The sequence below is a fragment of the Rhodopila sp. genome, assembly GCF_965277825.1.
Lineage (GTDB): Bacteria > Pseudomonadota > Alphaproteobacteria > Acetobacterales > Acetobacteraceae > Rhodopila.
In genome coordinates, this window is record NZ_OZ255846.1 from 3,293,407 (window position 1) to 3,313,763 (window position 20,357).

The 20,357-nt window shown below is 66.3% G+C and carries 16 protein-coding genes; 7 read left to right on the forward strand and 9 right to left on the reverse strand.

Features of this window, described 5'->3' with window-relative positions; translation table 11 throughout:
- Positions 1 to 46: 46 nt before the first annotated feature.
- Both ACQY4T_RS16220 and aroB read right to left on the reverse strand, forming a co-directional pair.
- Positions 47 to 1,048, reverse strand: a complete 1,002-nt coding sequence (locus ACQY4T_RS16220; RefSeq protein ID WP_428532566.1) for a hypothetical protein — start codon at positions 1,046 to 1,048, stop codon at positions 47 to 49.
- Positions 1,049 to 1,304: 256 nt separating this feature from the next.
- On the reverse strand, positions 1,305 to 2,984 hold the full coding sequence (aroB, locus tag ACQY4T_RS16225) for a 3-dehydroquinate synthase (protein ID WP_428532569.1): 1,680 nt from the start codon (positions 2,982 to 2,984) through the stop codon (positions 1,305 to 1,307).
- 266 nt (positions 2,985 to 3,250) lie between these two features.
- Here aroB and ACQY4T_RS16230 point away from each other — a divergent pair, with 266 nt between their 5' ends.
- The 3 genes from ACQY4T_RS16230 to ACQY4T_RS16240 all read left to right on the forward strand — a co-directional run bounded on the left by ACQY4T_RS16230 (position 3,251) and on the right by ACQY4T_RS16240 (position 6,653).
- Positions 3,251 to 3,394 (forward strand): hypothetical protein, encoded by a 144-nt coding sequence (locus ACQY4T_RS16230; protein ID WP_428532572.1) that lies wholly within the window; start codon positions 3,251 to 3,253, stop codon positions 3,392 to 3,394.
- Positions 3,395 to 3,409: 15 nt separating this feature from the next.
- Positions 3,410 to 4,336, forward strand: a complete 927-nt coding sequence (locus tag ACQY4T_RS16235; protein ID WP_428532575.1) for a tyrosine recombinase — start codon at positions 3,410 to 3,412, stop codon at positions 4,334 to 4,336.
- A gap of 556 nt (positions 4,337 to 4,892) precedes the next feature.
- Complete coding sequence (locus ACQY4T_RS16240) at positions 4,893 to 6,653, forward strand: ATP-binding protein (protein WP_428532578.1); 1,761 nt, start codon at positions 4,893 to 4,895, stop codon at positions 6,651 to 6,653.
- A gap of 84 nt (positions 6,654 to 6,737) precedes the next feature.
- Here ACQY4T_RS16240 and ACQY4T_RS16245 read toward each other — a convergent pair whose 3' ends face one another.
- On the reverse strand, positions 6,738 to 7,118 hold the full coding sequence (locus tag ACQY4T_RS16245; protein ID WP_428532581.1) for a GxxExxY protein: 381 nt from the start codon (positions 7,116 to 7,118) through the stop codon (positions 6,738 to 6,740).
- An 802-nt stretch (positions 7,119 to 7,920) separates the two neighbouring features.
- Positions 7,921 to 9,000: a ferritin-like domain-containing protein gene (locus ACQY4T_RS16250; RefSeq protein ID WP_428532584.1), complete on the reverse strand. Its 1,080-nt coding sequence runs from the start codon at positions 8,998 to 9,000 to the stop codon at positions 7,921 to 7,923.
- A gap of 188 nt (positions 9,001 to 9,188) precedes the next feature.
- Between ACQY4T_RS16250 and recQ the strand changes: the two genes are divergently transcribed.
- Both recQ and ACQY4T_RS16260 read left to right on the forward strand, forming a co-directional pair.
- Positions 9,189 to 11,066: a DNA helicase RecQ gene (recQ, locus tag ACQY4T_RS16255; protein ID WP_428532587.1), complete on the forward strand. Its 1,878-nt coding sequence runs from the start codon at positions 9,189 to 9,191 to the stop codon at positions 11,064 to 11,066.
- A 118-nt stretch (positions 11,067 to 11,184) separates the two neighbouring features.
- Positions 11,185 to 12,081, forward strand: a complete 897-nt coding sequence (locus ACQY4T_RS16260; protein WP_428532590.1) for a fructose bisphosphate aldolase — start codon at positions 11,185 to 11,187, stop codon at positions 12,079 to 12,081.
- 179 nt (positions 12,082 to 12,260) lie between these two features.
- Here ACQY4T_RS16260 and ACQY4T_RS16265 read toward each other — a convergent pair whose 3' ends face one another.
- Together ACQY4T_RS16265 and ACQY4T_RS16270 are read right to left on the reverse strand one after the other, a co-directional pair.
- Positions 12,261 to 12,950 carry a hypothetical protein gene (locus tag ACQY4T_RS16265; protein ID WP_428532593.1) on the reverse strand — a complete coding sequence of 230 codons (690 nt, stop codon included), beginning with the start codon at positions 12,948 to 12,950 and terminating at the stop codon, positions 12,261 to 12,263.
- 208 nt (positions 12,951 to 13,158) lie between these two features.
- On the reverse strand, positions 13,159 to 13,785 hold the full coding sequence (locus tag ACQY4T_RS16270; protein ID WP_428532596.1) for a DsbA family protein: 627 nt from the start codon (positions 13,783 to 13,785) through the stop codon (positions 13,159 to 13,161).
- Between the two features lie 488 nt (positions 13,786 to 14,273).
- On the opposite strand from ACQY4T_RS16270, the gene ACQY4T_RS16275 reads away from it, so the two are divergent.
- A complete protein-coding gene (locus ACQY4T_RS16275) occupies positions 14,274 to 14,651 on the forward strand; it encodes a hypothetical protein (RefSeq protein ID WP_428532599.1) in 378 nt (125 codons plus the stop codon).
- Positions 14,633 to 16,570, forward strand: a complete 1,938-nt coding sequence (locus tag ACQY4T_RS16280; protein WP_428532602.1) for a glycoside hydrolase family 15 protein — start codon at positions 14,633 to 14,635, stop codon at positions 16,568 to 16,570. The genes ACQY4T_RS16275 and ACQY4T_RS16280 overlap by 19 nt, the downstream gene beginning before the upstream one ends.
- Before the next feature lie 406 nt (positions 16,571 to 16,976).
- On the opposite strand, the gene ACQY4T_RS16285 is transcribed toward ACQY4T_RS16280, so the two are convergent.
- Genes ACQY4T_RS16285 through metG form a run of 3 tightly spaced genes read right to left on the reverse strand, consistent with a single transcriptional unit; the run spans position 16,977 to position 20,064 of the window.
- Positions 16,977 to 17,762 carry an MBL fold metallo-hydrolase gene (locus tag ACQY4T_RS16285; RefSeq protein WP_428532605.1) on the reverse strand — a complete coding sequence of 262 codons (786 nt, stop codon included), beginning with the start codon at positions 17,760 to 17,762 and terminating at the stop codon, positions 16,977 to 16,979.
- Positions 17,759 to 18,535, reverse strand: a complete 777-nt coding sequence (locus ACQY4T_RS16290) for a TatD family hydrolase (protein WP_428532608.1) — start codon at positions 18,533 to 18,535, stop codon at positions 17,759 to 17,761. The genes ACQY4T_RS16285 and ACQY4T_RS16290 overlap by 4 nt, the downstream gene beginning before the upstream one ends.
- A complete protein-coding gene (metG, locus tag ACQY4T_RS16295) occupies positions 18,535 to 20,064 on the reverse strand; it encodes a methionine--tRNA ligase (RefSeq protein ID WP_428532610.1) in 1,530 nt (509 codons plus the stop codon). The genes ACQY4T_RS16290 and metG overlap by 1 nt, the downstream gene beginning before the upstream one ends.
- Between the last annotated feature and the right edge of the window lie 293 nt (positions 20,065 to 20,357).

The following is a 20,357-nucleotide window of genomic DNA, read 5'->3' on the forward strand; positions in this document are numbered from 1 at the left end:
CGAGACGCCCAACGAAGCGGTGCGGCTGGGGCGCAGCGGACCCGGGTCAGGTGTCGAGCAGGTAGGGGGCGAAGATGTCCTCGATGGTGAAGCGGCGCCTGGTGATGCCCTGCTGGTAATTGTAGCGCAGCACCGCATCGATCGCGTCCCGATTGGCGGCGATACCGTAGGGCCACCAATCCTCGCCCAGCAGGTCGCGGTCCCGGGTGATCAGGTTGCTCAGCCAGGGGATCATCGTGTCCATGTTGTTGAAGGTCATGCCGCGGGCGATGCGCTGGGCGGAGTTGTCCTTGGCCTGGCAAAAGCCCTGGTAGACCGCCTTGACGATATCGGGCGCTTGCGTGGCCAGCTCGCGCGTGACGACGACGGTGTGCATGATCGGGAAGATGCCGGTACGGCGGTGGTAGTCCCGCTCCACAGTCTCAGAATCGGCGAACAGCCGGCCGACATTGGGGGACTTGTCGAGGATGCACCTGGGTATGTCGGCGGAGATCAGGGCGTCGATCTGTCCGGCGTCTAGCAGCTTGCCGAGGTCGGCGCCGTTCGCTGCCATTGTGACATCGACGTCGTCGGGGTGCGGTTGCGGGACGAAATCGACCGGGTCCATCGGGAAGTCGATGCCGCCGATGATCCAGCGGTTGCGCTCCGGCCTGAAGCCGAATTCATCCGCCAGGATGCCCTTTGGCACGGTGCCGCCGTCATGGCCGTAGAGCGCCAGTTCGCCGATGGTCTTGCCGGCCAGGTCCTCGGGCCGGCAGATGCCGGCCGCGTGGTTGATGTAGATCGCGGAGTGGCGGAACGCTCGGTTGGGGAAGACGGGGATGGCCACGAACGGCGGGTGCTCGGCGTCCATCGTCCTGAGCAGGTAGGTCATGCCGAGCTCCGACACGTCATAGGCGCGCCGGCGGATCATCGCCTCGAAGATCTGCGGAACGACCCGAGCGGAATGGAAGCTGGCGTTGACGCCGTCGATCTTGATGGTGCCGTCGGCGAGCGGGCGTGTGCGGTCGTAGTTCCAGAAGGCGATGTCGAGTTTTCTGTCACTCATGGGTATGCCTCGGGGGGAGCCTTGGGGAGGGGCATCGGGGTAGGCTGGCGAGCGGAACGCGATGAGGGCGGCGTGGTTCCCGGTCGGGGGTGTTCGAGCCCGGGTGGCAACTCGGGCGTTGGGGAGGCGGGTGTCGCGGCGCGGGGCTAGTGGTTCAAATCAGCCGGATAGTGCCGCCTGATTTGAACCACTAGCTCTTGATTTTGTAGGCCGATTTTACCCGACCGCACGGGATGCTCCTGTCGGGGCCGGACCACTACGCGGTGCAGCCCTCGTCGCGCAGCAAGTCGAGCACCGCATCGCCGGGCACGTCGGCGCTGGTAAAGGCCTGGCCGATGCCGCGGGTCAGCACGAAGTGCAGCGCGCCGTCGCGCATCTTCTTGTCGCGCCGCATGTGGCCGATCAGGGTTTCCGCGGAGAACCGGCGGTTCAGCATCGCCAGGTCGGCCGGCAGGCCGACGGCGGCGATATGGGCGATCACCCGTTCGGCGTCGGGCGGCGGGCAGAGGCCGAGCCGAACCGAGAGTTTGAAGGCGAGGCCGAGGCCGACGGCGACGGCTTCGCCGTGCAGCAGGCCGCCGTCATAGCCATACTCGGCCTCCAGCGCGTGGCCGAAGCTGTGGCCGAGGTTGAGCAAGGCGCGGCCGTCGTTGGGTTTTTCCTCGCGTTCATCGTCGCCGACGATAGCCGCCTTGAAGGCGCAGGCGCGCTTGATCGCCTCGGCCTGGGCGTCGGGGTCGCCGCCGATGACGTCCGGGCCGTGGCGTTCGCACCAGGCGAAGAACGCGGCGTCGCCGATCAGGCCGGCCTTGGCGATTTCGGCGTAGCCGGCGCGCAATTCGCGCGGCGGCAGGGTGGCCAGCGTCGCGGTATCGGCCAGCACCATTCGGGGCTGGTGGAACGCGCCGACCAGGTTCTTGCCGCGCCTGGTGTTGACCCCGGTCTTGCCGCCGACCGATGAATCGACCTGCGCCAGCAGCGTGGTGGGGATCTGGATGAACGGCAGTCCGCGCAGCGTGGTTGCCGCGGCGAAGCCGGCGAGGTCGCCGACGACGCCGCCGCCCAGCGCGATCACCGCGGTGCGCCGCTCGACGCGGGCTTCGAGCAACTGGTCCACGACGTCGAGGTAGCTGTGCATGCTTTTGGCCGCCTCGCCGCCCTTGACGACGATGGAACTGGCGGCGATCGCGGTCTGCGCCAGGCCATCGATCAGGCTGGCGAGGTGCAGTTTGGCGACGGTCTGGTCGGTGATTATCACCGCGCGTTTCTGCGCCAGCGCGGGTGCCAGCAGCGCGCCGGCGCGGGCCAGCAGGCCGTCGCCGATCACCACGTCGTAGCTGGTGCTGGGCAGCACCACGTGCAGCCGCCGAGCCGGTTTCCATGCCGCCAGCGCGGTCATCACCGTCGTGGTGGTGAAGTCCGGCGGCTCGTCGCCGCAATCGACGATCAGGTCGGCCTCGGCATAGACCGGGTGGCGCTGCTGGATGAGCCGGCGCAGGGTTTCCTCGCGGTCGACGCCGTTCAGCAGCGGGCGGTTGTCGCGCGTCGCTACCCGGCGGACCAGGGTAGGCAGCGCGCAGCGTAGCCAGACCGTGACCGCGTCGGCTCGCGCGGCCTGGCGCGTGCGGTCGTCGATGAAGGCGCCGCCGCCGAATGCCAGGACGATGGGATCGCCGGCCAGCAGGCGGCGGATCACGCGGCGTTCGCCGTCGCGGAAGGCGGCCTCGCCGTAACGGGCGAACAGTTCCGGGATCGAGCATCCGGCGGCCAGTTCGATCTCCTGGTCGGCGTCGCGGAACGGCAGGCCGAGACGCGCGGCGAGGCGGCGTCCGATCGAGGTCTTGCCGGCGCCCATCAAACCGACCAGCACGATGCTGCGCCCGGCGATGGTGTCGGGGACCGGAATCGTCTCCCGCAGAGCGGTGTTGCGTGTCATGATCGCGGACGCTAGCACACTGGTTACGTACCAGGCGATTGGCCGAGTCGATTCGGCTGGGTTGGTTTGGCTGGGTCGCTCTGGCTGGGTCGCTCTGGCTGGGTTGGTTTGGCTGGGTCGCTTTGGCTGGGTCGCTCTGGCTGGGCTGGTTTGGCTGGCTGGGTTGGGTTGGTTTGGCCAGGCTGGGTTGGTTTGGCTGGGTTGATTGGCCGCGAAGATGACCGGCCGTTGCCGGCGGCGTCGGGAGCCCGCGTGCAGGAGCCTAGATGATCCGTATTTGCTTTTTTGTCGTGCTGGCCGGCCTGGTCGCCATCGCGGGTGGCGTGCTGATGCTGGGGGCGTTTCCGCCGGCACCGCACCAGCAGACGGTGGAGAAGACGGTGCCGAACGACAAATTCACCGCCCACTAGTGCAGGCGGCGAGCGGTGGACCCGGCGGTCGATGCGTTCCTGGAGATGCTGACGGTGGAACGCGGCGCGGCGCGCAACACCATCCAGTCCTATAGCAACGATCTGGACGACTTCGCCGGTTTCGCCGCCGGAAGGGGACACGGCGCGGCGGCGGCTGATGCGGGCTGCTGCCAGTGCTACATGGCCTCGCTGCATGCTCGCGGGCTGTCGGCGCGCACCGCGGCGCGGCGGTTGTCGGCGTTGCGCCAGTTCCACCTGTTCCTGCTGAAGGAGGCAATGCGGAGCGACGATCCGACCAGTCAACTGGATACGCCCAGGCTGCCCAAGCCGTTGCCGAAATTCCTGACCGAGGCGGAGGTGGACGCTCTGCTGGCGGCGGCGGTGGAAAAGCCCGGGCGGCCGGGCGTGCTGGGCCGGGCGGCGCTGGAACTGCTGTATGCCAGCGGCATGCGGGTATCGGAGCTGCTGTCGCTGCCGCGGGCGGCGGTGGGCGCGGGGGCCGAGGTGATGATCATCAAGGGCAAGGGCGGCAAGGAGCGCATGGTGCCGCTGTCGGCGGCAGCGAAGCAGGCGGCGGCGGCGTTGCTGGCGTTGGGCGGTGCCGACAGCCGGTTGCTGTTTCCGGGACGCGATCCGCGGCGGGCGTTGACCCGGCAGGCATTCTTCCTGTTGCTGAAGCAGATCGCGGTGCGGGCCGGGCTGGATCCGGCGCGGGTGTCGCCACACGTGCTGCGGCACTCGTTCGCGTCGCACATGCTGGCGCGGGGGGCCGATCTGCGCAGTCTGCAGATGCTGCTGGGTCATGCCGATATCGCGACGGTGCAGATCTATACGCACATCCAGTCCGAGCGGCTGCGCCGGGTGGTGGAGGAGCACCATCCGCTGTCGGAGGCGCGGTCCGGTCGTGGCGTTGCCGGGGACGCTGTCCCATCCGATGGCTGATTGTGTTTGCGCCGGGATGGTCGGGGTGGCCGGTGCCGGGGTGGCCGGGGTCGGGCGCCCGCAAGCCGGGCCGCTGCGGGCCAGGGTACTCGCATCTGGATTTTCTGTCGGCGCGTTCGCCGGGCGCGGCGTGACCAAGAGCAGCGGTTTGGAACCGCGGATGCACGCCGATGCACGCTGATAGCAGTTACGCTGAAAACTGGGTTCAACGACCTTGCATATCCTTCCGCATCCGTGGTTCCAGCATCGTGCGTTTGCGGCAATGCAATCGCCCTGCGCCGCGGGCGATGCGGGATTGACCGAGCGAGGCTCGGTATCGGATGTGTCGATCGGTTTCGTCGGCGTGTTAGGGCAGTGCGGGCGTGGTCGGTGGGCGGACGGCGCAGGGCGTTGGGTCGGCGCGGGCGGGTTTGTCCGCGGAGGGTGATCGGGTCGACGTGCGGGCGTGGACAACCGCCGGCGAAGCGGACGCAACCGTGGCGGGTTCCCGGCGCTTATGTCAGATGTATCTGATCACCCAACGTTACCATGTTGCCAGATCGTCTGGCGCCAAACCGTGACCCAACCGCCGCTGCCGGTCGCCAGCCGCGACGAATTGGAGGCTCGGTTGCAGCAGCAGGCGCTGCTGGCTGAATTTGGCCGCCGCGCGCTCGGCGTGGTCAGTTTCGACAGCCTGTTCGACGAAGCCACGCGGATGACCGCGATTGGCATGCAGGTGCGGTTCTGCAAGGTGCTGGAGTATCTGCCCGAGGAAAACCGTTTCCTGGTTCGGGCCGGGGTGGGATGGCACGAGGGGGTGGTCGGGCGGGTCAAGATCGGCGCCGAACTGACGTCTCCGGCGGGGTATGCGCTGCACACCGGCAAGCCGGTGATTTCCAACCATTTATTGGATGAGGATCGGTTCACCACCCCGGACCTGCTGGCGGAACATGGGGTGCAGCGGGCGCTGAACGTCATACTGCTGGGCGATGGTCATCCGTTCGGCGTGCTGGAGGTGGATAGCGAGGCGCCGGGGGCGTTCAATGATCACGACATCGACTTTCTGCAGGCGGTGGCCAATCTACTTGGCCTGGCGCTGGAACGGCGGCGGGCCGAGGACGCGTTGCGGCAGGTCAACGAGACCCTGGAGCAGCGGGTCGCCGCCGAGGTCGCCGAACGCCGTCAGGCCGAGGACACGCTGCGGCAGGCGCAGAAGATGGAGGCGGTGGGCCAGTTGACTGGCGGCGTGGCGCACGATTTCAACAACCTGCTGCTGGTGATCATGGGCAATCTCGAGCTGCTGGGTCGGGGGGTGGCGGCGGACGAGCGGCTGTCTCGGCTGGTGGCGACGGCGCACAAGGGTGCGACCCGGGGGGCTCAGTTGACCAGCCGGCTGCTGGCGTTTGCCCGGAGGCAGACGTTGCGGCCGGAGCGGCGGTCGATCAACGACATGATCCGCGAGCTGGATGTGCTGGCCAGCCGCATGCTGAGCGAGTCGGTCGCGGTCGAGTTCGCGTTGGACCCGGCGGTGGGCGCCTGCGAGGTCGATCCGGCGCAGTTTAGTTCGGCGCTGCTGAACCTGGTGGTCAATGCGCGTGATGCGATGCCGGACGGCGGCACGCTGACGGTGTCCAGCCGGCACCTATTGCTGGATGCGCGTGGGGCGGCGCGGTATGCCGATGCCCAAACCGGCGGTTACGTGGTGGCGGAGGTGGCCGATACCGGGTCGGGCATGTCGCCGGAGGTGGCGGAGCGGGCGACGGAGCCGTTCTTCACCACCAAATCGGAGGGCAGGGGGACTGGACTAGGGCTGAGCCAGGTTTACGGCTTCGTGCGCCAGTCGGGCGGTTTCCTGACCATCGACAGCGCGCCGGGGGCGGGCACGCGGATCGGTATTCACCTGCCGCAGGTTGCCGCGCAGCCGGCCGATCCGGAGCTCGCCGTGGTGGAGGGAAGCGGTGCGGGCGTGATCCTGGTGGTGGAGGACGATGCCGACGTGCGCGAGCTGGTGGCGCTGCAGTTGGAGGATCTTGGCTTCGTCTCGATCATCGCCGGGTCGGGGCCCGAGGCGCTGGAGATCCTGGCCTCGCCGGACACGCCGGCGATCGATCTGCTGCTGACCGACGTGGTGATGCCGGGCGGGATGAACGGGGTGGAACTGGTGCATGAGGCGCGCCGGCAGCGGCCGCGGCTGAAGGCGCTGCTGACCTCGGGCTACACCGCGGGGCATGGGCCGGGGGAGTCGGGTGCGGCGGCGGCGGATCTGGCGTTGCTGTCGAAGCCGTATCAGCAGGCGGATCTGGCGCGGGCGATCCGGGAGGCGATTGGGCGGGGGTGATGCTTCGGGGTTGAGGTTTTGTCGCTGCGGGACTTGGACGCTCCGACCGGCATTGGCTGCGGCGGGGGGCAGGTCAATGAGGGTTTAGAGGCGCATTCGGGTGATGCCGTCCTTCAGTGACGGTCGGTTGAAGTTCAGCAGGAGCCCAAGTTGGTAGCCGCCGAGCCGGAGATAGGTAAGCAGTTGCGCTTTGTGGATTGGGTTTGTGGGATCGACCGCCTTTACTTCGACGACCAGGCTGTCTTCGATGACTATATCCATGGTGCAACGGGCGTTGAGTTCGATCGCTTTGTAACGCACCGGGAGCTTTTGTTGACGAACGAAAGCAATCTTGGCTTGGCGGAGTTCGTGGCATAGGCATTCCTCGTAGGCGCTTTCTAGCAGTCCTGGGCCGAGATGGCGATGCACCTCGATAGCCAGGCCTATCACCTGGCTGGTCAGGTCGGGTTTTCGGAGGTCTTCCACGGGGGTTTGGTTTCATTGTTGTCTTGGGGTGAATTGAGTGCCTGGGGTAATATGAGTTGGCGCGGTGAGGTTAACGAAGGGTGAATTTTGGGCACTCGGCGAGTTGGGTCCTGTCTTGCACGTCGTCGGTTGGTGTTTTTATCTTGCTCATCGGCCGATGGATGTTTGGGTCCTTGTGTTGAATTGGCGCGGTGAGGTGGGGGTTCGATGGGGTTGTATCTTGCACGTCGGTTTGACGCCGGTTTGTTTTCTGGTTCCGCACTAACACAAAGACACTAAGGCACGAAGATTGTGGCGTTGTCCGATGATTTGAATGATGGTCTGATCATTTCTGTTTTATCTTGTGCATTTAAGACCCGGCGACCGTTGCGTGGTTCAATTCGAGAACCTGGGTCAAGCCACGGTAATCTTTGACAGCTAGATCCACGACGTAGGCGCGCACGAGCCTACGACGATGGCTTCATGATTCTTGATGTGGGCATTTCGCATGTTCCACCTGTCTTCAACGTTTGCCGTTTATCTGCGTTGATCGGGCGTGCGCAATTGGACGTCATGTGACCTGTATTTCCATTTGGTCGCGGCCTGTTTGCAAGATGATTGGGCTGGGCGCACCGTCGGATGTTCCAAGGAGAAAGCGGCTTATTGTCGATTGCCCCAATGCGAGCGGACCTCATTTTAGCATCTGCGCAAGCCGCCAAACTTTTGCTACAAATCCGCAAGCTTCGGGAACCAGTGCGCGTTCACGCGGTCCGCCCGGAAGCGTCCGTTGAGTAGACAAGTTTCGAGCCTCAGACGCAGGGCCCTAAGCCGCCGGACCGATCGCCTGGGGCGTCGCGCGGCGGCGGAACAGCCGGCCGATCCGCAGCGCCAGCGCGGCCAGCGTCGGGGTTGTGGTGGGACGCAGCAGGCGGGGGTCGTAGCCGGCGAAGCGGCGGTCGTTCTCGGTCAGGCAGATTGCCATCAGATCGAGCGGCTTGAGGTCGATGTCGCTGACCGCCTTGCTGCCGTTCAGGGTGAAGTTGTTGTCGGCCGCCGGCTTGTCGCCGCCGTCGATGTCGCGCGCCAGGCCGACGCGTTCCCAGGCCAGGAAGATCCAGGCGCGGATGACGCGCAGCTCGAACCGCAGGCGGCGCCAAGGGCCGAGGCGCTTGCGGTGCCAGGCGAGCCAGTTGGCGAATAGCAGGATGTGGCGCGCCTCTTCCTGGATCACCGGTTCAAAGGTTTCGACCAGGGCGGTGGGGAAGTAGCCGGAGCGGCGGGCGACCTCGAACAGGCCGAAGGCGAAGAAGCTGTCGATGCATTCCGAATAGCCGGTGACCAGGTAGCCCCATTCGGCGTCGGGCGGCAGCTTGTCCGCCGGTTCGGGGACCAGGGCGATGCCGTAGCTGGCGACCAGGTTGGATAGCACCTCCTTGTGGCGGCCTTCCTCCCAGCCGTTGCGGCTGATGGCGTCGCGCCAGACCGGGTCTTCGAGGGCCTCGCCGTAGGCCAGCATGCGGGCGCGTGCCTTGGTCTCGGTGGTGACGGCGATGTCCCAAATCGGCAGGCTGGTGAGTCGGGCGAGCGCGTCGGGGTCGAGCTGCGGCCAGGCGATGACGGATGGTTTGTACGGGTTGAAGGTGTCGTGGAACATCTGGCAGGCGGCGTCGCGGTGGCGGTCGGAGCCGATCGGCAGTGGCCCTGGGGTCGGCCACAGCCAGTGCCGGGCGCGGCGGTCGGCGGCGTCGATTTCGGCCAGGGTGGGGGCGGGTGTGGGCGTGGTTGTAGGGGTGGATGTGGGCGTGGGGGGTGGCGTGACCGGCGTCGGGTCGGCGGCTGTCGGATCGGCGATTGTCGGGTCGGCGGTTTGCGGCTGTATCGTCATCCGGTGTTGCGTCGTCATCCGCTCGCCCTGGGTCAAGAGCCGCGTGATCACGAGACCGTTGGCGACAGCCCGCGCGGGTCGCCTATAGTTGTCCCAGGAGCCGCCGATTCGGGGGCTGCCGATTTGGGGGCCGGCATTCGGGGGCCGGCCGATTCGGCTGCACGGCGTAACCGGGCGTTAACCGATCAGGAGTATCCAGCAGCGGAATGTTGGCCGAACCGATACTCAACGATGCTGCCCAGATACTGCGCCAGGTGTTTGGCTTTCCCGGCTTTCGCGGCCAGCAGGAACCGGCGGTCAACCACGTCATCGCCGGCGGCGACGCGCTGGTGCTGATGCCGACCGGGGGCGGCAAGAGCATCTGCTACCAGGTGCCGGCGCTGTGCCGACCCGGCACCGCGGTGATCGTGTCGCCGCTTATCGCGCTGATGGACGACCAGGTGGCAGCGCTGCGCCAGCTTGGGGTCAACGCCGGGGCGCTGCACTCCGAGGTCGATCCGGCGGAGGCGCGCTCGATCACCCGCGACCTGATCGAGCAGCAACTGGACCTGCTTTACGTGTCGCCCGAACGGCTGTTGAGCAACGGCACGATGGAGCGGCTGGCGCATCTGCGGCTGGCGCTGTTCGCGGTTGACGAGGCGCATTGCGTGTCGGCCTGGGGGCACGAGTTCCGCCCCGAATACCGCGAACTGGCGCGGATTCCGGCGATGTATCCCGGGGTGCCGCGGATCGCGCTGACCGCCACCGCCGATGCGCGCACGCAGGCGGATATCCTGGCGGCGCTGCGGATGGACGCGGCGAAAGTGTTCGTGTCCAGCTTCCACCGCGCGAACCTGCGGCTGTCGGCCGCGGCCAAGGTGGGGGAGACGGCGCAACTGCTGGAGTTCCTGCGGCTCCATCAGGGCGAGTGCGGCATCGTGTATTGCGGCAGCCGGGCAAAAACCGAGCGGATGGCGGCGAAACTGAACGAGCGGGGGTTTGCCGCGGTGGCGTTCCATGCCGGGCTCGATCCTGAGCTGAAGCGGGACTCGCTGGCCCGGTTCCGTTCGGGGGAGCCGCTGGTGGTGGTGGCGACGATCGCCTTCGGCATGGGGATCGACCGGCCCGACGTGCGGTTCGTGGTGCATCTGGACATGCCGGACAGCCCGGAGGCGTACTACCAGCAGATCGGGCGAGCCGGACGCGACGGTGACCCGGCCGACACGCTGCTTTTGTTCGGCGGCCAGGATGTAGCGCAGGCGCGGCACTGGCTGGCGCAATCGGCCGCCCCGGAGGCGCGCAAGCGGGTGATGCACACCAAGCTGGAGGAAATGGTCGCGCTGACCGAGGCGGTGACCTGCCGGACGAAGTCGTTACTGAGCTGTTTCGGCGAGGCGCTGGACCAGGAATGCGGCCACTGCGATAATTGCGAGGCTCCGCCGGTGACGCTGGATGCCTCGACCGAGGCGCAGATGGTGCTGTCGGCGGTGTATCGCACCGAACAGATTTTCGGCGCCGGGCACATCGTCGCGGTGCTGCGCGGTGAGCGCACCGAGGGCGTGATCCGCCACCGCCATGACCGGTTGCGCACCTTCGGGGTTGGTGCCGCGCATGCGGCGACGTATTGGCGCGGGCTGATCCGGCAGTTGATCGCGCTGCGCGCGTTGGACGTCGATACCGCGGGCCATGGCGGGCTGTTCCTGGTGCAGGACGAGGCCAGGCCGATCCTGCGCGGCGAGGTGAAGGTGATGCTGCGGCAGGACCGTCCGCGGCCGGTGCGTACCGAGCGGGCGGAGCGTGGCCGGTCGGGGGCGGCGGAGAGCGCAACGGTGGGCGTGCCGGCGCCGGCGTCGCCGCAGCAGGCCTCATTGTATGAGGCGCTGCGGCTGTGGCGGCTGGCCGAGGCTCGGGGCCAGTCGATCCCGCCCTATGTGATCTTCCATGACTCGGTGCTGCGCGACATCGCCGCGCGGCGTCCGCAGACGCTGCAGGCGCTGGGCCAGATCAAGGGTGTCGGCGCATCGAAGCTGGAGCGCTATGGGCGGCGCGTGCTGGGCGTGCTGGATGCGCCGGTGCCGGAGGGGCTGAGCCGGCGCGGAAGCTGAAGCCGGGTTTCAGGGGACCACAGCAGCCGGTCAGTATTGCACCGATCCCGAACGCCATGCCAATAGTGTGTCGGGCTCTGCTTCAGGGGCAAAGCGACCTCAGCCAAGGGTGACGAACATGGCCAACGACAAGATGATGGCGCAAATCCGCGGCAAGGGCGGCTTCATCGCCGCGCTGGACCAGAGCGGCGGTTCGACGCCGGGCGCGCTGCGCCAGTATGGCATTGCCGAAAGCGCCTACAGCGGTGATGCCGAGATGTTCAAGCTGGTGCATGAGATGCGGGTGCGCATCATCTCCGCGCCGGCGTTCACCGGGGCGAAGGTGATCGGTGCCATCCTGTTCGAGGCGACGATGGATGGGCTGGCGCACAACAAAGCGGTTCCGGCGTATCTTTGGGAGGAGCGCGGCGTGGTTCCGTTCCTGAAGGTGGACAAGGGGTTGGAGACGGAGGCCAACGGGGTCAGCCTGCTGAAGCCGATCCCTGGGCTGGATGCGTTGCTGGACCGGGCGGTGGCGCTGGGGGTGTTCGGCACCAAGATGCGTTCGGTGATCAACCTGGCGTCGAAGACCGGGATCGCCGCGGTGGTCGAGCAGCAGTTCGACATCGGCGCGCAGATCGGGCGGCACGGGCTGGTGCCGATCATCGAGCCGGAGGTGTCGATCAAGAGCCTGGACAAGGCGGCGGCCGAGGCGATCCTGCTGGCGGAACTGACCAAGCAGTTGGACGGCTTGACCGAGGGCCGCCGGGTGATGCTGAAGCTGACGATTCCCGAGGTGACCGACCTGTATGCGCCGCTGGTGGCGCATAAGGGCGTGGCTCGGGTGGTGGCGCTGTCGGGCGGCTATAGCCGAGCGGAGGCGTGCGAGCGGCTGGCTGCGCAGCATGGGGTGGTGGCGAGTTTTTCGCGGGCGCTGGCGGAGGGGCTGCAGCACTCGATGAGTGATGCCGAGTTCAACGCCAGGCTGGCGCAGTCGATCGACGAGATTTACCGCGCCTCGGTCGAGAAGGTTTGAGGGTGCGGCCTGACGAGGCGGCGGGGTGATCGGCTTACGTGGTGTGCCGTTGGGTCAAGTTTCATTGGGTTCGACGTTCAAGGTGATCGCATTTGGATGTTCTGTCGGCGCCATTCGCCGGACGCGGTGTGATCGAGAGAAGCGGTTTGGAACCGCGGATGGACGCAGTTGCACGCAGATCAGGACTTAAGGAACCGTAGCCCGGTCCAGCTCCCTGTCGTTACCATCTGCCCCACCCTCACACCGCCTGCCTCGCGCATCATGTTGACCAGCGCGACCGCGACACCGAGCGGATCGCCGGTCGGATGGCCGCCTTGCTGCTCCACCACCGGCTTGCCGTTCACCAGAAGGCTGACGCGCAGTCGCGCCATGTCAAGATTCGGCCAGTCCTGCATCGCCGTCCCGGGCACAAGTGCTCCATTGGCAATACAATCCGCAAGCTGCTCAAGCGGCGGCCGAGTGAGCGCGTTACGGAATCGGGCGGACACGACCTCGACGGCCGGCAGCGCGACGACGGCCCCAGAGACCTCGCCACGCGTGTAAGGCGTGTCCCTGGCCGGTAGAGCGCGAGTGAAACGAAAAGCGACCTCGCCTTCGACCCCGAGATGCGGCACTTCGCTGGACGCTATCCGCGCCGGACTCGGGCGGATCATGCGCGCGAAGATCAAGCCTCGGGTTGGCTCTTTGCCCGGCGGCGCATTGGCTTTGAAGGCACCTACGGTCTCCCCGAGCAACGCGGCCAAGTGGTCCTGAATCGCATGCGCTTCCGCGACAGACGACGGCACCACAGGCAGCGCTTCGATCTGCTTCCCGCTCCGCCGAGCCTGGACGAGCAACGCCACGGCAGCGGCAATCTCTTGTTCGGTCATGAATGTGCTCTTTTCCAAGAAGAACCATGGCGAGGACAAACCGTTTTGCCTCGTCCACAATCTATCCGCGCCGCCGCAAGTAACGTCGCCGGGTCTGTGGAACGGTTTGACTGCGATCCGCCGTTCCTTCCTGCCGCCGCGGCGAACATCCGGTAGCGACTGTGCCCGCACTTGCCGAACACGTCCCCCGACTTGCCACAATGACCGGCTAGCGGGCGCCCAGCAGATCCCGGATATCGGGCAAGTGCTCGCGGCCCCAGTAGATCTCGCCCGCAAGGACGAACGTGGGGACGCCGAACACGCCCGCGACTTCGGCTGCGCGGCTGATCGTGGCGACCTCCGAGCGCAGCGCGTCGGCCTCGGCGGCAAACCCGGACCCCTCCGCGCCGGCCGCTGACAAGATTGCGCCGATCGCCGCTGGGCTTTCGATGTCCAGCGCGCGGCACCAGAAGCGTTCGAACACGCTGTCGTGGTAGCGGCGGAACACGACGTCCCCGGCCTGCTGGGCGAATAGCATGCCGGCGGCGGCCAGGGTGGAATCCCAGATTTTCTGCGTGCCGCGGATCGTCAAGCCGCGCTTCCGGGCCTCGCGGCGGCAATCCATGTAGCTGTAACGCACGCGGCGCCACTGATGGGCGTTGCGGGCTTCCTCGACGATGGTGCCAGAGGCATCCACCCGGGCGGAGCCAAGATAGCTCGGGATGTCGAGGATGTAGGGCCGCCAGTCGAGGCGGACGGAAACCTCGCGTTCAAGTTCGTAGGCAAGATCCTTGGCCAGGTAGGCGTAGGGGCTCTTGTAATCCGTATAGACGGTGATCGTCCGCGGCTCGGTCATCGCAATACCCGTCTCCACACGATCACAGACAAGCTGTTTTTCCTCTTGGGACACGGATACACGCGCAGCGGGTGGGAAACCAGGCCCTGCTTCTGAACCTAAATCCAAATTAGGCGATCCTGCTCGGTCAACCAATGTGCAACCCGGGTCTGGTTACGATCCTTCTCTCAAGCGGCCGGCTGCCGGTCGGCAAGCGATCCACCTCGACGGTCGCGGCCCGATCAGACATGTCCCGAAACAGACATTCGGGAAGATGGCCGACTGACAACCACGGGTCTCCGACAAATTACCACTTCAGGGCGGTTGTCGATTAGGCCAAATGGCGCAGTTGCACCCGCCGTGGAATTCGTCGCGCGTGACGTCGATCAATTCCTGGCGGGTCGTAGGTGCCCGGCGGCTTAGTGATCGACAAATCCGCGTAACTCCGCCATATGACGGACCCTTCGGACCCCCTATCAAGCCTCCCGTCCCGCGCCAGGGTTGTCGCCATGATGTCACGTTCCGGATTGCCGTTTCGCCACGCCATGCTCGCGCTGGCACTGTGCGCCGCGATGGCCGGCCTGGCCGCCGCACCGGCCCAGGCCAGGGTATTCGTCGGCATCGGCATCCCGTTCTACGGCCCGGGCTTTGGCCCCGCGCCGTACTACTATCCGCCGCCAGCCTATTACCCGCCGCCGGCGTATTACGCCCCGCCGCCCCCGGTGGTGTACACACCGCCGCAACAGGCCTACAACCCACCGCCGCCCGGCGGCCAGACCTGCTATGCCGGACCCTATGTCTGCCCGATGGAACGCCCGGTCGCCACCGGCGCCAGTTGCTACTGCCCGGGCAATGGCGGCCAAAGGGTATGGGGCCGATCCAACTGATGGCGGATGGCGACACCCCGCCCCACCACCGCCCAGACCAGCCCAATAACCCCCCCGACACTTCCGCTCCCGGACAAAACCCCACCCCCGGCTACGCCGCCGCGATCGAGGACTATGCGCTGATCGGCGACTGCCACTCGGCCGCGCTGGTCAGCAAGCAAGGCTCGATCGACTGGCTCTGCTGGCCCCGCTTCGACAGCCCGGCCTGCTTCGCTGCGCTGCTCGGCACCGCAGACAACGGACGCTGGCGGATCATGCCAACCGACCCGGTCACCCAGGTGACAAGGCGCTACTGGCCCGGCACCCTGATCCTGGAAACGCTGTTCGAAACCGCCTCCGGATCGGTCGCGCTGATCGACTTCATGGCGGTGGAAAAGGACACCCTGGTTCGCATCGTGGAAGCCCGCGCCGGGTCGGTGGCGATGCAAATGGACCTGTCGCTGCGCTTCCAATACGGTTCGGCGATCCCCTGGGTGACGACGCTGAACCACGGCAGCGGCATCCGCGCCATCGTCGGTCCCGATCAGGTCGTGCTGCACAGCGACGTCAAGCTGCACGGCCGAGCCATGACCACCATCGCCGCGTTCACCGCCGAGGCCGGCAAACGCACCCGCTTCACCCTGACCCACGCCGCCTCGCACCTCGACCTGCCCACCCCGCCGGTGGCCGACCTGGCGCTGGACGATACCGACGCCGCCTGGTCGGGATGGTCCGGCCGCTGCCGTTATCAAGGATCATACCGCGAACAGGTGCAGCGCTCGCTGCTGACCCTGAAGGCACTCAGCTACTACCCGACCGGCGGCATCGTCGCCGCGCCGACCACCTCGCTGCCGGAACAGCCCGGCGGATCGCGCAACTGGGACTACCGCTACTGCTGGCTGCGCGATGCCACCTTCACCCTGCTGGCCCTGACCCACGCCGGCTACCGCGAGGAAGCCCAGGCCTGGGGCGCCTGGCTGCGCCGCAGCGTCGCCGGCAGCCCGGCGCAGTTGCAGACCCTGTACGGCATCGCCGGCGAGCGCACCATGCCGGAGTGGGAAGTGCCCTGGCTCACCGGCTACCAGGGCGCCGCCCCGGTCCGCATCGGCAACGCCGCCAGCACCCAACTGCAACTCGACGTCTACGGCGAGCTGATCGACGCGATGTATCAGGATATGTCGCTCGGCCTGTCCCGCCCAGGCGCAAGCTGGCCGCTGCAGCGCAGCCTGATCGCCCACCTGGAATCGATCTGGCACAACCCCGATGAGAGCATCTGGGAAGTACGCGGCGGGTCGCGCCAGTTCACCTTCTCCAAGGTGATGGTGTGGGTGGCGCTCGACCGCGCGGTCCGCGGCGCCGAAACCTTCAACCTGCCGGCGCCGCTGCAGCGCTGGCGGTCGCTGCGCGGCCATATCCACGAGCTGATCTGCCGCGACGGTTTCAATCGACAGCGCAACAGTTTCGTGCAGTATTTCGGCGGCGAAACGCTGGATGCCAGCCTGCTGCTGCTGCCGCTGGTGGGTTTCCTGCCGCCCGAGGACCCGCGTATCCGCGGCACGCTGGAAGCCATCGGCCGCGACCTGATGGTCGATGGCCTCATCCGCCGCTATCGCACCAGCGAAACCCAGGACGGCCTGACCGGCGGCGAGGGCGTCTTCCTCGCCTGCAGCTTCTGGTACGTCGACAACCTCGTGCTGCAGAACCGCCACCAGGAAGCTCGGGCGATGTTCGACCGCCTGCTGGCACTGGCCAACGATGTCGGACTGCTAGCCGAGGAATACGACCCGATCGGCCGCCGCCAATTGGGCAACTTCCCGCAAGCGTTCTCCCACCTGGCGCTGATCAACACCGCGCTCAACCTCGACACCCACGCCGGCCCGGCCACCCAGCGCAGCCAGGGCAGCGAACCCGGCGATGGCAAGGCCGCCGGCGAGGCTTGAAACCATGAAAGTTGACCACACGCACACGACAACGAGCGAGGCGAGATCCGAGCGGCGAGATTCAGCGACGCAGTCCACGTTCGCAACAGTATCCGCGTTAATCAGCGTGCATCTGCGTTGCAAAACCTTAAAAGCGGAGGCGCAAATTTTTCCGGCGCCTAGGCCAGATCGACGGGCCAAACCGCGGACGCAAGTTCTGCCTGAAATGCGGCCCTTGCGGCATGATCGCGCCTGGGCCGAACGTTCAACGCCCGTGAATCATGCGACAAAACAAGGAGCTAGACCATCTTCGGCATGCGCAGTCAGGCTGATAAGGTTGCTCGCTCAGACAAAGAGCTAGAGCCGGATAACCGTTTACGGTCACCCTGAAGGCGCTCTAGCCTGCATCAGGGACCGGCGCGGCACTTCACGTCAAAATCAGCCCATCGTACCCAGCCTCCACCCCCGCCGGCAGGTTGGCCTGCATCCAGGCCCAATCCATCTCCGTCCCCATATGCGTCAATACCGTGCGGCGCGGCCTTAACCGCTCCACCCAGCCCAGCACGGTATCCAGGTTGGCATGCGAAAAATGCGTGTCGCTGCGCAGGAAACAATCCACCACCCAGGTGTCCACCCCCTCCAGCGCCGCGAACGCCAAATCGTCCAACGCCACGACATCGGTCGAGTAACCAAAATCCCCAACCCGCAACCCCAGCGTCTCGACCCTGCCATGGTTCTGCGCGAACAGCCGTACCGCCATCCCGGCGGCCTCGATCGTCTCCCCCGGCCGCACCGGCTTTGCTTCAAGAACAGGGCGAAAGAAGTGCGGCGGCTCCCAAGGTCTGAACGCGTAGCCGAACCGGTGGGTCATCTCCGCCAGCGTCTCCGCGGTGGCGAACGCCGCCAGCGGACGGTTGGCGATCCGGTTCAGGATGCGCACGTCGTCCAGACCGGTGATGTGATCGGCATGCGCATGGGTAAACAGCACCGCATCCACGCCGGGAATCCGACAATCCAGCAACTGTCCTCGCAAATCAGGCGAAGTATCGACCAGAAGCCGCTGATCTCGAAGAATCTCCACCACGATCGAGGTCCGCGTCCGCCGATTCCGAGGCTCAACAGGATCGCACTCCCCCCAGTCCCCGCCACCATCCGCGCCGCCGATCATCGGCACCCCCGCCGACCCCCCGGTGCCCAGCAGCGTCACCTTCATGCAGCGGCTTTCCGGAACAGCCGGCGGAAGTTCGCCGTCGTCAGCCCCGCCAGCGCATCCGGCGTCAGCCCGCGCAGCGCCGCCAGCACCCCCGCGGTGTGCGCCACAAAGGCCGGCTCGTTGCGCTTGCCGCGAAACGGCACCGGTGCCAGATATGGCGCATCGGTCTCCACCAGCAGCCGATCCAGCGGCACGTCGCGCGCGATCTCGCGCAGCTCCTGCGACCGGGGAAACGTCAGGATGCCCGAGAAGCTGATAAACCCGCCCATCCGCAACGCCGCCTCCGCCAGACCCCGGGTCGAGCTGAAGCAATGCAACAGGAAGTCGAACCCCCCGTCCCTCTCCCACTCTTGCTGCAAAATCAAAGCGATATCGTCATCCGCGTCGCGCGCATGGATGCACAGCGGCACCCCTGCCAGCCGAGCCCCCCGGATATGGGCGCGAAAGTTCTCCGCCTGAACGTCGCGCGGCGACTTGTCGTAAAAATAGTCCAGCCCGGATTCGCCGATGCCGATCACCCTGGAGTGGGCCGCCAGCGCCGCCAGCGCCTCCGGCGTCGGCACCGGCGCCTCGGCGGCATGATGCGGATGCACCCCCACGGTGCACCACAGCCCGGCATGCGCCTCCGCCATCGCCGGCAGCCCCGCCGACTGCGCCAGCGTCACCCCGATCGTCACCATCTCCCCCACGCCCGCCGCCGCCGCCCGAGCCATCACCTCGGGCAATTCCATCGGCGTAAAGTAATCCAGGTGGCAGTGGTTATCGACCAGCATCAGGCATCCACATAGCGCGGAAACACGCCTTGCGGAGCCGGCAACCTCTGCCCCTCGCTCAACGCCACCCCTAGCGAGGCGAACCCGCGCGCCTCCTCCGCCACCCCCAACTGGTCCAGCATCCGCCCCATGCTGCCCGGCATCACCGGCTGCAGCAGCACGGCGATCACCCGCAGCGTCTCCACCAGCACCCGCAGCACCGCCCCCATCCTGGCCTTGTCGGTCCGGTTCAGCGCCCACGGCGCCTGGCGATCGATATAGCCGTTGGCGGCGCGCACCACCTTCCAGACCTCCTCCAGCCCGTCATGGAAGGTCTGCCGCTCGAAATGTCCGCGCACCACCCCGAGCAGCGCATCAGCCGAGGCCAGCAGCGCAGCGTCGTCCTCGGTCGGCACACCGCGCATCGGCAGCACCCCGCCACAGTTGCGCGCGATCAGTGACAGCGACCGCTGCGCCAAATTGCCCAAATCGTTCGCCAGATCGACATTGATCCGAGTGATGATCGCCGCGTGACTCAACGACCCATCGGCGCCAAAGGGCTTCTCCCGCAACAGGAAATAGCGCAACTGGTCCAGCCCGAAGATATCCGCCAGCTTGCGCGGCTCGACCACGTTGCCCAGCGATTTCGACATCTTCTCGCCGTCCATCAGCCACCAGCCGTTCGAGCTCACCCGCTTCGGCAACGCCAGCCCCGCCGCCATCAGGAACGCCGGCCAATACACCGCGTGGAACCGGATGATGTCCTTGCCGACGAAATGCACGTCGGCCGGCCAGTAACGCCAGCGCGGCGCCTCCGGATCGGGAAACCCGCAGGCACTGACATAGTTCTGCAGCGCGTCCAGCCAGACATACATCACATGCCCCGGCGCATCCGGCACCGGAATCCCCCAGTTAAACGTCGTCCGGCTAACCGACAGGTCCAGCAAACCGCCCTTGACGAAGCTGACAACCTCATTGCGACGCGAAGACGGCGCGATAAACTCAGGATTCGCCTCGTAAAAATCCAGCAGCCGCTGCTGCCAGGCGGACAGCCGGAAAAAATACGACGGCTCCTTCACCCATTCCACCGCCGCCCCGCTCGGCGCCACCCGCGACCCGTCCGGCCGCAAGGTCAGCTCGGTCTCATCATAAAAAGCTTCATCCCGAACCGCATACCAGCCTTCATAATGACCCAGGTAGAAGTCCCCATTCGCCGCGATCCGCCGCCACAACTCGGCGCAAGACCGCTTGTGCCGCGCCTCCGTGGTGCGGATCCAATCGTCGTACGACACCCCCATGGCGTCGCTCATCGCCTTGAAATCAGAAGATATCCTGTCGGTAAAAGTCTGCGGATCAACCCCCGCCGCCGCCGCCGCCTGCTCGACCTTCTGGCCATGCTCGTCCGTGCCGGTCAAAAACAGCACGTCATACCCGTCCAGCCGCTTGAACCGCGCCATCGCATCGGCCGCGATCGAGGTATAGGCGTGCCCGATATGCGGCGCACCGTTAACATAATAGATCGGCGTCGTGACGTAGCAGCTCTGGGTCATGGCCATCTTCAGTTGGTGCCGTTCGCCATACCGGCAACGGCGACGAGGGTTTCGCCTATAACCTATGATGGCGCTAGGCGGAACGTTCAAAGCGCGTGAATCATGCGACAAAACAAAGCGCTAGTGTTCCTGCCCAGAAGTTCGCCGCAATATGCGGCGGATGTGCGGGATCAGCATGCTACTGAAAACAAAAAGCTAGGGTCCATGTTCAACCTGCGCAGTCAGGTTGAACATGGTCTAGCTTTCGCAGGCCGTGCCACAATTGACCCGACGCATCAACCTTGCGCATGCGG